This window comes from Acinetobacter sp. YH12255 (assembly GCF_013417355.1).
GTDB lineage: Bacteria > Pseudomonadota > Gammaproteobacteria > Pseudomonadales > Moraxellaceae > Acinetobacter > Acinetobacter pseudolwoffii.
Genome location: NZ_VPEC01000003.1, coordinates 118,756 through 131,826 on the forward strand (window position 1 = coordinate 118,756; position 13,071 = coordinate 131,826).

Sequence of the window (13,071 nt, forward strand, 5' to 3'; positions counted from 1 at the left end):
GTGGCATTAAATGTAGGTCCAGATTTTAAACAGCGCTGGTTAAATGTGCCAGAAGCTGTACGTCAGACCTTTATCGATGACCTCTCTCGGATCTGTGACATTTTAAAGCCTGAAACCTCTTTAGAAGAATGGCAGATTCGTGATCAGCGCTTACAGCAGGAATCTGAACGCAAGATTGAAGAAGCCTATGCGCAGCGCAAGGCTGAATTGATTGAGGCTGCACGTATTCGCAGACAGCTGGCACTCGAACAGGCCCTGGCCGATAAACGTGCCGCAGAGCAGGCTGCGATTGCACAGCTATATCAGGATGAACAGCGTAAATTTGCTGAGCAGACCCAAGCCCTCGCTGACATAAACCTCAGTCTAGAGACAGAAATGCAGCACTATGTTGCCCGTTATCAGAAAAATCCTGAGCATAGTTTTGACTTTGCCCAAGGTCGTATCCAGATTCAAGACCACACCATTTTATCCGAATTAGAGAGTGTGCGTTTGCGTCTGGAACTTGAGGCAGAAACGGTGATTGAACAGACCATCAATGCACTAAGAGAACAAATGCGTGTGGCGGCCCAAGAAGAAATCGACTATATACTGAAAAATTCAGAATTTTCCGGGCAAGTGAGACCTGATTAAAAATTCCAACTCATATAAAAAGCCCGCTCATTCGGTAATGCTGATCAGTTAAGGAGTTTAGAAATAGATGCTTTAACTGTTTAGCCGTTCACGATGGAGCCTTAAGGTTTTACATCAAACATCTGTAAATTATTGGTTAATTTGGTTTTGCCCAAATGAGAAGCGGAGCTTCGCAAGGAGGACATCTTGCGGTGCAATTCACCGCATGCCTCAGACAGTTGCGGATGACCTTTCCATCCATCAAATATAATTATGAATTTAAAAAAGAAAATACCAGTCAATTGCTTAACTGACTGGCATCCGGCTGATTCGGATTTTTAATTTGATCTTTTAGAGCACATCGGCCAGCATAAAGGCAGCATTTCCAAGCAAATAGCCAATACTTAATAAAGTACCAATCCAGAGAATACCACCCGTAATATTATAAAAGCTGAATGTGGCAAAACTCATATGGGCTGAACCGGCAGCAAAAGGGCCAAATGAACGAACAAAAGGAATAAAACGCGCAATCAGAATGGTTTTACCGCCATGTTTCATAAAATAGTGATTGGTTTTCACCATATATTCTGGCTTGAAATAGCGTGAATGCCGATTAAAATATTTTAGGCCCAGCACTTTTCCAGTGTAATAATTCACGGTGTAGCCGAGTACCGATGCAGTAAAGAGCAGTAATCCCATCGAATGCAGGGTCAATATATCGCTGCTGGCACATAAAGCTCCTACAGCCAGCAATAAACTGTCACCGGGCAGAAAAAAGAAAAATACTGAGCCGGTTTCCGCAAAAATCACCAGAAACAGGATCGCGTAGATCCATACCCCATATTGATCAAGCAATAGCGGTAATGACTGTTCCAAGTTGAGTAAAAAATCGAGCATTCGACCCGTCCACCAAGGCAATATTTGCAAATTGAATTGCTGATTATCCCGAAAAATAAAAAAACAGTCTAATTTTTCAATCAGACTGTTCAGTATTTAAGCATTCCGCTTATTTTAAAAAGCCATTTTCAGCCAGAAAATCCATGCTGATCTTAGACTGTTCAGTAGTATCTGCGGCTTTATCACCGAGCAATAAACGCTCGATATAACGTGCCAACACATCCACTTCCAGATTGACCTTGCTACCCACTTTCCAGGTACCGATATTGGTACGTTCAGCCGTATGCGGAATCAAGTTCAGACTAATCACACAGCCACGCAAGTGATTAATGGTCAGGCTAATACCATCGACTGTGACCGAACCTTTTTCTGCCAGATATCTGGCAATTTCAGCCGGTGCAGTGACTTCATAATAAATCGAGCGTGCATCTGCACGCACCAAAGTGATCTCGCCGACTGCATCGACATGACCTGAAACAATATGGCCGCCAAAACGCGTGGTCGGCAACATGGCTTTTTCGACGTTAACAGGTTGACCGGCTTTCCAGTTGCCCAGTGTCGTCCGGTTCAGACTTTCACGGGACACATCAGCTGCATACCAGTTTTCGCCCCAGTCGATGACTGTCAGGCAGATGCCATTTGTAGCAATAGAATCACCCAGATGTACATCCGACATGTCCAGGTCAGTCTGGATACGTAAACGTACATCACCACCCACAATTCGCAGACTGTCTACTTTGCCGAGGCTTTCGATAATACCTGTAAACATTTTTATTTCCTTTTCTATTCTTTTACCAGAGTGCCAACTGGGTACTGACACCAGTGGTATCCACACCGCCCAATTCTGCATAATGATGCAACTGGCTGAGGAGTTGACGGATCGGTGGACCTGACCTGGCATGGGTATCGGTAATCACAATAAATTCCAGTACGCGTGCACGTTCAGATTGGCGCTGTTTGCTGACCCGATAACGTGGTACATCCTGAGTCAGCAAGGTCACCCGGCCACGTTTCAGGTTGGCCTGCAATAAATCAGTGGCGCTGATATTACCATCCGTTGAATAACTGGTCAGAATGAAACGCGCATTGATGGTCGCCAACAAGTTTTCATAGGCTTCTTTGGCATATTTGGAAGAGTTGTACTGGCTCGGACGCTCTTTGCGCCATGCCCGGTCAATCCCGCTCTTGAAGCCCTTGGTATCTGGCGTCGGTAAATCGGCCTGATCCCATAAGGTCAAAGCATTCAGGACATGGTAATTACTGCTATAGGCATGCTGATTATACGGTGGATCCAGATAAGCCACATCTACTTCAAAACCGCTCATCTGATTGGCCAGATGCTGGGCATCGACACACCACATTTCGGCAGCCATACCTTTCTTCTGATCCGACTCGCAAAAGCGGCTTGGGGTCAGCCACAGTAAAGATTCAATCCGTTCCAGCGCCGTTTGGGTTTTTCCGCCCCAGCCGTGGTGGAAACTCTTGAAAACGCCCGAGGTATTGCTGACAAAACTGGCTGAATACAGTAATGGTGCCAGCAAGGCAGACATCTCTACATCGTCAATGGCACCTTGGGCCTGCCAAGTTGCAATCTGCTGACGAATCGCATCAATACGCATGCCGTTACGACGTTTAAAGAACAAACGGTCACGGGCGGGATCATAAATTTCATCATTGCGCGGACACAGGTTATGCGTGACCCAGCCTTTCACTTCCGGCAGACGGTTCAGATAATCAATGGCTTTCTGATAGCCACCCAATTCTTTAAACGCCGGTGCTTCAGTACAGGCCAGCACCGCATGATTCAATGCATGGCTATAGGGTTCCCAGTCATTGGCAATCACGCGATAACCATTTTGACGGGCTAAGCGTGATACCACACCAGAACCAGCAAAAAAATCAGCAAAAATCGGCGCACGGCCATCTTCACGCTTCAGAGTTCCTGTAATTTCAAGTGCTTCCAGAATCAAATGTAATAAACGGCGTTTGTTGCCCAGATAAGGAACCAGCTGATGGAAAAGATATTCATCGGTGGTACGTGCCGCATGGCGACGTTTATGATAAACCGTAGACTCTGAACTCATAGTGTCTCTTGAAAAGGAATTAACCTGAAGCGCACGTCATCACCCAAGCGGGTCACATCGCGCAGCTTAAATCGGAGTTGTTCTGCCATAAGGCTGAATTCTGCATTAAACATAGTACGTGCAGACTGACCCAATAAGGTCGGTGCAACGTAACTGATCAGTTCATCAACCAATTGTTCTTGTAAAAATGCCGTAGATAAGGTCGCCCCTGCTTCCACCAAGACATCATAAATCTGATGCTGCTCAGCCAGCTGGGACAATAATTGTTTTAAAGGCTGTACCGGCAATTGTAACACACCCAGATCGGCCAGCTCTTGCCGAAAAGGTCCCATCACCAACACGGTGTCGGCTTGCGCTAGAATTTTCGCCGTTAATGGCAAACGCCCCTGACGATCCAAAATGATACGCTTGGGCTGTACTACTGTTTCAATATCTTCAATGCCATCGAGTTGCCGCACATTCAGCTGACAGTCATCGGCCAGAACTGTTTCAATCCCAGTGATGACTGCACCGGAAATGGCCCGCCAATACTGCACGTCCTGACGCGCCTCGGCTCCGGTAATCCATTTCGATTCACCGGATGCCATCGCCGTACGGCCATCCAGACTGGATGCAATTTTAAGTCGCACATACGGCATGCCGGTCGCCATGGCTTTCAGGAAACCTTGATTCAGCTGATGCGCTTGTTCCTGACCAATCCCGACTTCAACATCGATACCGGCATCTTTTAAAATCTGTACACCCTTGCCCGCCACCAGCGGATTTGGATCAGGACAGGCCACGACCACTTTAGCCACACCAGCTTCAACCAGACCCTTGGCACATGGCGGCGTTCGCCCATAATGCGCACACGGCTCCAAAGTGACATACGCGGTTGCACCACGTGCCTGCTCACTAGCCTGACGCAGCGCGAATACTTCAGCATGCGGCTGCCCTGCTTGAGGATGAAAACCCTCACCGATAATGACGCCATCTTTGACAATGACACAGCCGACATTCGGATTGGGCTTGGTCGAGTATTGACCTTGCTGGGCAAGCTGAATTGCGCGGCGCATCCAGACTTGATCTTGATTCAGTTCAGACATGCTTATTCTTGTGATTCTCGCTGTTGCATCTGTTCAATTTGATGACGAAAAGCTTCAACATCCTGGAAATCCTGATAAACCGAAGCGAAACGCACATAGGCCACGTGATCGAGTGCGAATAAAGACTGCATGACAATTTCACCGATGGTACGCGATTTCACATCACGCTCACCCAAACGGCGAATCTGTAACTGGATATCGCTCAAAACTGTTTCAATCTGCTCTTGGGTTACCGGACGTTTCTGCAAGGCATGCATCAGGGAACGACGTAATTTGGCTTCATCAAAGGGTTCATTCTTGCCATCCGATTTAATCACGCGCGGCATCACCACTTCATAACTTTCAAAAGTCGTAAAACGTTCATTACAACTGACACATTCACGGCGACGACGAATCTGACAGCCTTCAGCTGCCAGGCGTGAATCAATCACTTTACTGTCGGCAGTATTGCAAAATGGGCAATGCATAGCGGTTTAATTGAACAAATCCAGATGGATTCCGAGTGTAGCAAAAATTGCAAACTTTGTAGAGTCTTACGCAACATATAGAAAAAAAACAGCCCATTTGGGCTGTTTTGCACTATATATTGATTATTGTGTGTTTATTATTATTCGACACGTTCACCATGCTGGCTCAAATCCAGACCCATGCGCTCATCATCAGATGCGACACGGATACCAATGATCAAGTCAATCACTTTCAGGATGATGAAGGTCATGATGGCAGAGTAAGCGATGGTCGCAAGTACACCTTCAACTTGAACCCAAAGCTGGCTCATCATGTTGGCTGGCGCAGCATCCCCCATAATGAATTCGCTGGCAAAAAAAGCGGTCAAAATTGCACCGACCACACCACCTACACCATGTAGGCCAAACGCATCTAAAGAATCATCGGCTTTCAAGGCACGTTTCAGCGCAGTAATCCCCCAGAAACACACCACACCACCGATCAGACCCATCGCCAATGCACCACCGACAGTCACAAAACCTGCGGCTGGCGTAATCACCACCAGACCAGCAACTGCACCCGATACGCCGCCTAATACAGATGCTTTGCCACGTACCAGTTTTTCAGTAATCAGCCAAGAGAGCGCTGCCGCTGCCGCTGCCACCTGAGTCACCACCAGCGCATAACCTGCAGAGCCGTTCGCACCCAAGGCAGAACCACCGTTGAAACCGAACCAGCCCACCCAAAGTAAAGATGCACCCACCACAGTAAGGGTCAAGTTGTGTGGCGCCATCGATTCACGGCCCAGGCCCATACGTTTGCCCAGCATATACGCTGCTACCAGACCGGCAACACCCGAGTTGATGTGAACCACTGTACCACCAGCAAAATCGAGCGCACCGTCATTACCCAACCAGCCGCCGCCCCAGACCCAGTGAGTAATCGGCGCATAGACAATCACCACCCAAAGTGCAATGAAAGCAACGAAAGCACCAAATTTCATCCGTTCTGCGATCGAACCACTAATAATTGCAACAGTAATGATGGCAAAAGTCATTTGGAAAATGACAAACAGAATTTCAGGAATGGTGCCTGAAAGCGCCTCTGTGGTAATACCGGCCAACATAAATTTGTCCAAGCTACCAATGAAGGCATTCCCTTCCCCGAAGGCCAGGGTATAACCGATAATCACCCAGACAATGCTGACGACTGCAGCGGCAATAAAGCTATGCGCCATGGTCGCCAGGACGTTTTTCTTACGGACCATACCGCCATAAAAGAGTGCTAGACCCGGAATGGTCATGAGTAAAACTAATGCGGTGGACGTTAAAACCCAAGCAGTATCACCTGTATCTAATGTTGCTTCTTCTTCTGCAGGTACTGCTGTTTCAACTGGCGCTGCTTCAGCAATTGCTGCTGGAGTATCTGCCGTATTATTCAGTGTGATTTCGCCTGTTTCTTCAACAAGCACAATGTCTTCTGCGGGTGGTGTTGCTGTTGCAGCATTTTCAGCCCATGCAACAGAACCACCAAAAAGTGCGCCGGCCATGCCGAACGCAAGTAGCATTTTTTTCATTCGTATCCCCCAACCAAGTTTTTGTGAGTTCTTAGGTACTCAGCAAACTTCGTGCCAAGTTAAACAGCGTCTGCACCTGTTTCACCTGTACGAATACGGATGACTTGTTCTAAGTTCGTCACGAAAATTTTTCCGTCACCAATTTTTCCAGTGCTAGCAACACGCGTAATAGATTCAATGACGGAGTCAACCATGTCATCGCTAATCGCGATTTCAATTTTGACTTTCGGCAGGAAATCTACAACGTATTCAGCACCACGATAGAGTTCAGTATGGCCTTTTTGACGACCAAAGCCTTTCACTTCAGTTACAGTGATGCCTTGAACACCAATTTCAGACAATGCTTCACGAACATCATCCAATTTAAAAGGTTTTACGATTGCAGTTACGAGCTTCATGTTTGTTTTCCTTCGGCTTATTTCACCAGTAAGGTTTTACGTTCAAATTTCATGCCAAGATTCCTAAGGTCGGGGGAAATTAGAAAGCCCGGCATGCGGTTTATTTATACCTTATTTTATACTTATAAAGGTTTTGAATCTTTAAAAAACCGACATTTTTTATGTGGATTTTTACAATATCTCTTATCGATTAAGCCTATATTTTGTCTGAAATACTAGGGTCTGTATTCGAGCAATGCTAAACTGTCGCTTCCTTTCGATGGCGATGGATCAGACAATGATTGAAACCCTATTACAAGCAATTTTGCAGCAAGTTGAACAACCTAAGAAAGATCTGGAACAGAATATTCGTGCTCTATTAAATGAAGCTGTGACAAAAATGGATCTGGTGTCCAAAGAAGAAATTGAACGTCAACGTACTGCCCTCGATAATGCCAATCATCGCCTCAATGATTTGCTGAAACAGGTTGAAGCCTTAGAAGATAAAATTTCGAATAAAAAATAAGCACAAGTACAGTGCACAAAAGACCTAAGACCGATAAAAATAATGCACTAAATTGGAACAATAATAATGTCTTTTGCCAAAATTTATACGCGAGGCTTGCTTGGCCTGCACGCGCCTTTAATTGAAGTCGAGGTTCATGTCAGTTCCGGCATGCCTTCACTCACGATTGTGGGGCTTCCTGAAGCCGCAGTCCGGGAAAGTAAAGACCGGGTGCGTTCTGCCATTTTAAATAGTGGCTTTCAGTTTCCGACCAAACGCCTGACCATTAATCTGGCTCCAGCAGATCTACCGAAAGATGGTTCGCGTCTGGATTTACCGATTGCTTTAGGTATTTTGGTCGCCTCCGGACAGCTTCCGGAAAACTGCACCGATGATCTTGAGTTTATTGGAGAATTGGCTCTCGATGGTCAACTTCGCCCAGTCGCAGGGATCCTGAGCATTGCGATTGCCTGTCAACATGATCAGCATCAACTGATGCTGCCGGGTCCGAATGCACAAGAAGCCTGCCAACTCCCGGACTTTAAGGTCTTTGCTGCCAATCATCTAAAAGAGGTCTGTGAGCATCTTGCTCAGACGCAGTGCTTAGCAGAAATACAAACCATTCCAGTCGATACCAACCATTTTTATAAATGTGATCTTGCCGATGTCAAAGGCCAATTGCGGCCACGGCGTGCACTGGAAATTGCAGCAGCGGGTGGCCATTCCCTGCTGTTTCGAGGACCACCGGGGACAGGAAAAACCTTACTCGCATCTCGATTAGCCAGTATTTTACCGCCTTTAAAAACCCAGGAAAATCTGGAAGTTGCCAGTATTTATTCAGTCGCCAATGCCAATCATCCTTTTGGCCAGCGGCCGTTTCGAGCCCCGCATCATACTGCTTCTGCTGTTGCACTGGTCGGTGGCGGCTCACACCCCAAACCGGGTGAAATTACGCTGGCGCATTTGGGCGTGTTATTTCTGGATGAATTGCCTGAATTTGATCGAAAGGTACTGGAAGTTTTGCGCCAGCCTCTGGAAGCCAAAGAAATTGTGATTTCTCGTGCATCACGTCAGATCACTTTTCCAGCCAATTTTCAGCTGGTGGCTGCCATGAATCCCTGCCCATGCGGTTATGCCTTTAATCAGGATATTCGCTGCCAATGTTCGCCTGACAGTATCAAGCGCTATCAGAACCGGATTTCAGGGCCGCTGCTGGATCGGATTGATTTACATATTGATGTACCGCCCCTACAGGCGCATGAGTTACAGGATAATCGTCCCACCGAAGACTCCGAAACGGTCAGACAACGCGTCATTGCGGCCTATGAAATTCAGATGCAACGGCAAAACACCTTGAATATGAGTTTGAGTCCAAAGCAGCTAGAGCAATATGCCGCATTAGATCAGTCTGCCCAGAATATGCTTGAACTGGCTCAGCAAAAACTAAATTTATCAGCACGCGGCTACCATCGGGTCTTGCGTGTCGCACGCACCATTGCCGATTTAAGTCAAAGTCCAGATATTCAAAGTCAGCATCTGTCTGAAGCCCTCTCTTATCGCGGGCAGCAGCAGATTTAAGTCATTAAAAAAGGCGACCTAAGGTCGCCTTTTTATCTAAAGAGAATTAGAAGCTATAACCCAGTCCAAATACGACCTTGTTCTTAAATTTATTATCGTCACGGTCATAACCACCCAAGATATAATTCATGCTTGCAGTCACACCTGTATCCGCTAGAGGTTTACTTAAACCGATATCAAAATGGCGGAAGCCAAATGATTCACTGCTGTCTTCAATATACTTACCCGATTCTTCGTAAATATATAAACCCAAAGCTGTATCTAGGCTAAAGTCTTTTGGCAGTGCATAGCTATATGTCCCTTTTAAGTATGTATCACCTGCATTACCCCAACCAGTATCTTCCAATAAAGTCTGTGCAGTCAGGCTTACATCTTTATAATCCAGACCTAATAGCAGCTCAAAACCATCATAAATACTTGTGTCTACATCATAGTAATAATAGTAAGTGGTTCCTACTGTAAAGCCTACGTCTTCATTGATTGAACCACCGTAACCTAGGTAAAAGTTATTTTCCATTGGGTTAGTAGTACCATAAGAATCTGTACCTAAAGTTGATGTCCACCAACCTGCGTAAAAACCCGATGCGTGGTTATAATCCAACCCACCTTGTAAAGTCGCCCCTGTATTCTCAACTGCTGTTGTATTACCACGTAATACATAGCTTGAAAGTACGCTGATATTTCCAGATACCGTATGTTCAGCAGCAGGTTCTTCGGCAAAAGTAAAAGTAGATGCAGCACTCAATAAAGCAAGAGATAATACTTTTAATGTTAATTTCATTGTGTGGCTCCCCCAGATCGTCTGAGACGTTTTTATGATCATTGATTAAACTCAAGCTCAAAATTTGCAAGAGCTATGCCAATCTGGATAAAAGGAACCAAAATAATAAATCTAAAAAGACAAATAAAATTTAAACCATTGTTTTTAAATAAAAATTAAAATTATGAAAAAATGAATTATCTAAGCTTTCTTTTAAATAAATGTAGTTAAGGGTATTTCATCAATTTTTTAATACTTATACATAATCATTTACAATTTGCCCCATTTTGATTCTATTTTTGTAATGATTAAAATTTGTGCTAAAAAATAGTGCGTAATTTTTGATCACATTTTTTGCACGTTCTAAAATAAATAAGCTGCTTATGTTCATTTCACCCCTTCAGAAATATCATTTATATCTTCCAATAAAATTATGTTTTTACTCACTTTTTACCGACAGTTTAAAAATTAATCACCTCAAATCCTTGCTATTGTTTAATTGAGTTAAAAAAATCTAAACTTTAGTGGAATATATCTAATAAAAAATGACATTTTTTTAGCATTTCTTATACAATTCCTAAAAAATTCCGATCAATTTGTATAAGGCTCTCTTCCCAATGCAAAATTCAAAAAAATTAACATTAGCAGTTTTGATTCAGGCTGCTTTGGTTTCTACTGCTTTCGCTAGCGAGCAAAGTGAATCGAAAGGTTTTGTAGAAGATGCTGAAGGTTCTGTACTGTTCCGTACCGGTTATATCAGCCGTGACTATAAAGATACTACACCTGGCTCAGATCGCAGTTCATTTGCTCAGACAGCAATTGTAAAATTAGACTCAGGCTTCACCAAAGGTACCGTAGGCTTTGGTGCCGGTATTATTGGCGATGCATCTTTCAAACTAGGTGAAAATGCACATGCTGGTAATGACATGATCCCGACACACGGTGGTCAAGATGCGCAAGGTCGTGTAGATGCTTATGATCATTGGGCACGTGGTGGCGCATATGTAAAAGCACGTGTTTCAAACACGACTGCAACTTATGGTACTCAAGTTTTAGACTTGCCTGTGCTGGCAAGTAATACAGCACGCTTGGTTCCTGAATACTTCACAGGTGTGTTAGTTGAAAGCAATGAAATTGAAAACTTAAACTTAGTTGCTGGTAAATTTACTGAAAATCAACGTTCAAGCCAGATCAAATCTGATGGTAATGAACTGGATCGCGCAATCGTTTGGGGTGCGAAATATAAATTTAATGATGCAGTTAATGCTTCTTATTACGGTACAGACATTAAAGACCGCCTAGAGCGTCATTATGTCAATGCCAACTATAGTTATAAACTTGCTAATGACAGCACCTTAACTCATGACTTTAGTGGTTATCATACGAACTGGGATCGTGAAGCTAATAATAGTCTTTATTCATATATCGGTTCTGTAGACGATAAATTCAAAAATTCAATCTGGGCGATTTCAACAACTTATAATAAAGGCCCACACAATGTCATGCTTGCTTACCAACAAAATACGGGTAATACAGGTTATGACTACGGTCTAGGTCAAGGTGTAGGTGATGGTCATCAAACTATTTATATGCCGAACTCATACCTATCTGACTTCATAGGCAATGATGAAAAATCTGTTCAACTTCAATATACTTTTGATTTTGGTGCAATAAATGTTCCTGGCCTATCTTGGACTTCTGCATTTGTATATGGCTGGGATATTGATGCAAGCCGTGCTGTTCGTGTAGACCCAAATGATAGTGATTCAGCTCTACTTGGCCGTACTATTACAACTGATGATGCACAAGAACGTGAATTCTTTAACCAAGTGAAATATACCGTTCAATCTGGTTTTGCCAAAGACGCGAGCCTTCGTGTACGTCACTCATATTACCGTGCTGACCAAGCCTATAATGATGTTTACATGCCAGATACTAACGAATGGCGTTTATTCTTAGACATTCCTGTGAAATTATTCTAATTCACTCGAATTTCAAGCCATAAAAAAACCTGCACATTGTGCAGGTTTTTTATTTTAGGCTTTAAAAATTTAAAACCTAAACCGTAAAGCAATTACTTGTTTGCTTCTGCATAAGCTGCAATTGAGTCCAGTACTTCTTGTTTCGCAACATCAGCACCTTCCCAACCACTCAGCTTGACCCATTTGCCTGGCTCAAGATCTTTGTAATGCTGGAAGAAATGTTCGATCTGGCTGATCAACAATGGCGGAAGATCAGTATATTCCTGAATATCTTTGTAGATTGGAGTCAATTTGTCGTGTGGAACTGCAACCAGTTTCGCATCAACACCACCATCATCTTCCATGTTCAGTTTACCAACAGGACGGCAACGGATCACAGAACCTGGCTCTACTGGGTGTGGCGTTACAACCAATACGTCAAGTGGATCACCATCCAGAGAAAGTGTATTAGGTACATAACCGTAGTTTGCTGGGTAGAACATTGCTGTACCCATGAAACGGTCTACGAATAATGCATCAGAATCTTTATCAATTTCGTATTTGATCGGTGCTGCATTGGCAGGAATTTCGATAATGACATAGATGTCGTTTGGCGCATCTTTACCCGCTGGGATATTGCTGTAGCTCATAGCATCACTCTTTAACAAGTTATATCTTTTAAAAAACCGCGACAATTATAACGGTTTTTAAAGAAATGTTTGGATTTTAAAATATCGAACTGTAAATATGTCCGCGAACTGTAATTGATTGCTTAAACGATCTTGATGATCAGCAGCAATAAAGCCACAGGACATAAGATTGAAAGTAGCCAGACGATCGAACGTAAAGTCGCCCAATTGGCCAGATAACAAATGCCGTACAACACACGAAATACCAGATAGGCTATCCCGAAGGTCATGACCAGGGTTTGAGAGACCACCATATATTCAGCCATTAAAATAGCGGCAATAAACAATGGTAAACTTTCAAAACTATTTTGTTGAACCGCATTGGCACGGCTCGAGAGCCCGGTTGATTTTGCTAAAAACTCTCGTGGGTTCTGATTGTCTTTTGCGCTAAAGCCTGCCGATTTCTTTGCAATCAAAGTAAATACATAAGGCAAAAGACAAGCGGCTAAAATGAGATAAATCACCCCACTAATGCTGTGCATCTGTTTTTTCTCATGAAAATT

General features: G+C 44.0%; 14 protein-coding genes. 4 read left to right on the forward strand and 10 right to left on the reverse strand.

The window, feature by feature from the left end; all coding sequences use genetic code 11:
* Complete coding sequence (locus tag FTV30_RS02420; protein ID WP_159516345.1) at nucleotides 1-630, forward strand: hypothetical protein; 630 nt, start codon at nucleotides 1-3, stop codon at nucleotides 628-630.
* A gap of 330 nt (nucleotides 631-960) precedes the next feature.
* Here the strand turns inward: FTV30_RS02420 and FTV30_RS02425 are convergent, their stop codons facing one another.
* The 7 genes from FTV30_RS02425 to glnK all read right to left on the reverse strand — a co-directional run bounded on the left by FTV30_RS02425 (nucleotide 961) and on the right by glnK (nucleotide 7,096).
* Nucleotides 961-1,506, reverse strand: a complete 546-nt coding sequence (locus FTV30_RS02425) for a VTT domain-containing protein (protein WP_005094471.1) — start codon at nucleotides 1,504-1,506, stop codon at nucleotides 961-963.
* A gap of 109 nt (nucleotides 1,507-1,615) precedes the next feature.
* A complete protein-coding gene (locus tag FTV30_RS02430; RefSeq protein WP_100329432.1) occupies nucleotides 1,616-2,275 on the reverse strand; it encodes a riboflavin synthase in 660 nt (219 codons plus the stop codon).
* A 22-nt stretch (nucleotides 2,276-2,297) separates the two neighbouring features.
* Entirely contained in the window at nucleotides 2,298-3,590 is a 1,293-nt protein-coding gene (locus FTV30_RS02435) for a DNA adenine methylase (protein ID WP_180000943.1), read from the reverse strand.
* The gene (ribD, locus tag FTV30_RS02440) at nucleotides 3,587-4,675 is read right to left on the reverse strand and encodes a bifunctional diaminohydroxyphosphoribosylaminopyrimidine deaminase/5-amino-6-(5-phosphoribosylamino)uracil reductase RibD (protein ID WP_005169044.1); all 1,089 of its coding nucleotides are present in this window, start codon (nucleotides 4,673-4,675) and stop codon (nucleotides 3,587-3,589) included. The genes FTV30_RS02435 and ribD overlap by 4 nt, the downstream gene beginning before the upstream one ends.
* A 2-nt stretch (nucleotides 4,676-4,677) precedes the next feature.
* Nucleotides 4,678-5,142 (reverse strand): transcriptional regulator NrdR, encoded by a 465-nt coding sequence (gene nrdR / locus FTV30_RS02445; RefSeq protein ID WP_005094481.1) that lies wholly within the window; start codon nucleotides 5,140-5,142, stop codon nucleotides 4,678-4,680.
* 140 nt (nucleotides 5,143-5,282) lie between these two features.
* On the reverse strand, nucleotides 5,283-6,698 hold the full coding sequence (locus FTV30_RS02450; RefSeq protein WP_180000944.1) for an ammonium transporter: 1,416 nt from the start codon (nucleotides 6,696-6,698) through the stop codon (nucleotides 5,283-5,285).
* A 59-nt stretch (nucleotides 6,699-6,757) separates the two neighbouring features.
* Nucleotides 6,758-7,096 (reverse strand): P-II family nitrogen regulator, encoded by a 339-nt coding sequence (gene glnK / locus FTV30_RS02455; RefSeq protein ID WP_005094485.1) that lies wholly within the window; start codon nucleotides 7,094-7,096, stop codon nucleotides 6,758-6,760.
* 277 nt (nucleotides 7,097-7,373) lie between these two features.
* On the opposite strand from glnK, the gene FTV30_RS02460 reads away from it, so the two are divergent.
* Both FTV30_RS02460 and FTV30_RS02465 read left to right on the forward strand, forming a co-directional pair.
* The gene (locus tag FTV30_RS02460) at nucleotides 7,374-7,601 is read left to right on the forward strand and encodes an accessory factor UbiK family protein (protein ID WP_005094487.1); all 228 of its coding nucleotides are present in this window, start codon (nucleotides 7,374-7,376) and stop codon (nucleotides 7,599-7,601) included.
* A 66-nt stretch (nucleotides 7,602-7,667) separates the two neighbouring features.
* Nucleotides 7,668-9,158 carry a YifB family Mg chelatase-like AAA ATPase gene (locus tag FTV30_RS02465; protein ID WP_180000945.1) on the forward strand — a complete coding sequence of 497 codons (1,491 nt, stop codon included), beginning with the start codon at nucleotides 7,668-7,670 and terminating at the stop codon, nucleotides 9,156-9,158.
* Between the two features lie 46 nt (nucleotides 9,159-9,204).
* On the opposite strand, the gene FTV30_RS02470 is transcribed toward FTV30_RS02465, so the two are convergent.
* Nucleotides 9,205-9,939, reverse strand: a complete 735-nt coding sequence (locus tag FTV30_RS02470) for a TorF family putative porin (protein WP_180000946.1) — start codon at nucleotides 9,937-9,939, stop codon at nucleotides 9,205-9,207.
* Between the two features lie 596 nt (nucleotides 9,940-10,535).
* Here FTV30_RS02470 and FTV30_RS02475 point away from each other — a divergent pair.
* The gene (locus FTV30_RS02475; RefSeq protein ID WP_005263971.1) at nucleotides 10,536-11,900 is read left to right on the forward strand and encodes an OprD family outer membrane porin; all 1,365 of its coding nucleotides are present in this window, start codon (nucleotides 10,536-10,538) and stop codon (nucleotides 11,898-11,900) included.
* A gap of 92 nt (nucleotides 11,901-11,992) precedes the next feature.
* On the opposite strand, the gene ppa is transcribed toward FTV30_RS02475, so the two are convergent.
* Together ppa and FTV30_RS02485 are read right to left on the reverse strand one after the other, a co-directional pair.
* On the reverse strand, nucleotides 11,993-12,529 hold the full coding sequence (gene ppa / locus FTV30_RS02480) for an inorganic diphosphatase (protein WP_074383675.1): 537 nt from the start codon (nucleotides 12,527-12,529) through the stop codon (nucleotides 11,993-11,995).
* 122 nt (nucleotides 12,530-12,651) lie between these two features.
* On the reverse strand, nucleotides 12,652-13,050 hold the full coding sequence (locus FTV30_RS02485) for an MAPEG family protein (RefSeq protein WP_180000947.1): 399 nt from the start codon (nucleotides 13,048-13,050) through the stop codon (nucleotides 12,652-12,654).
* Between the last annotated feature and the right edge of the window lie 21 nt (nucleotides 13,051-13,071).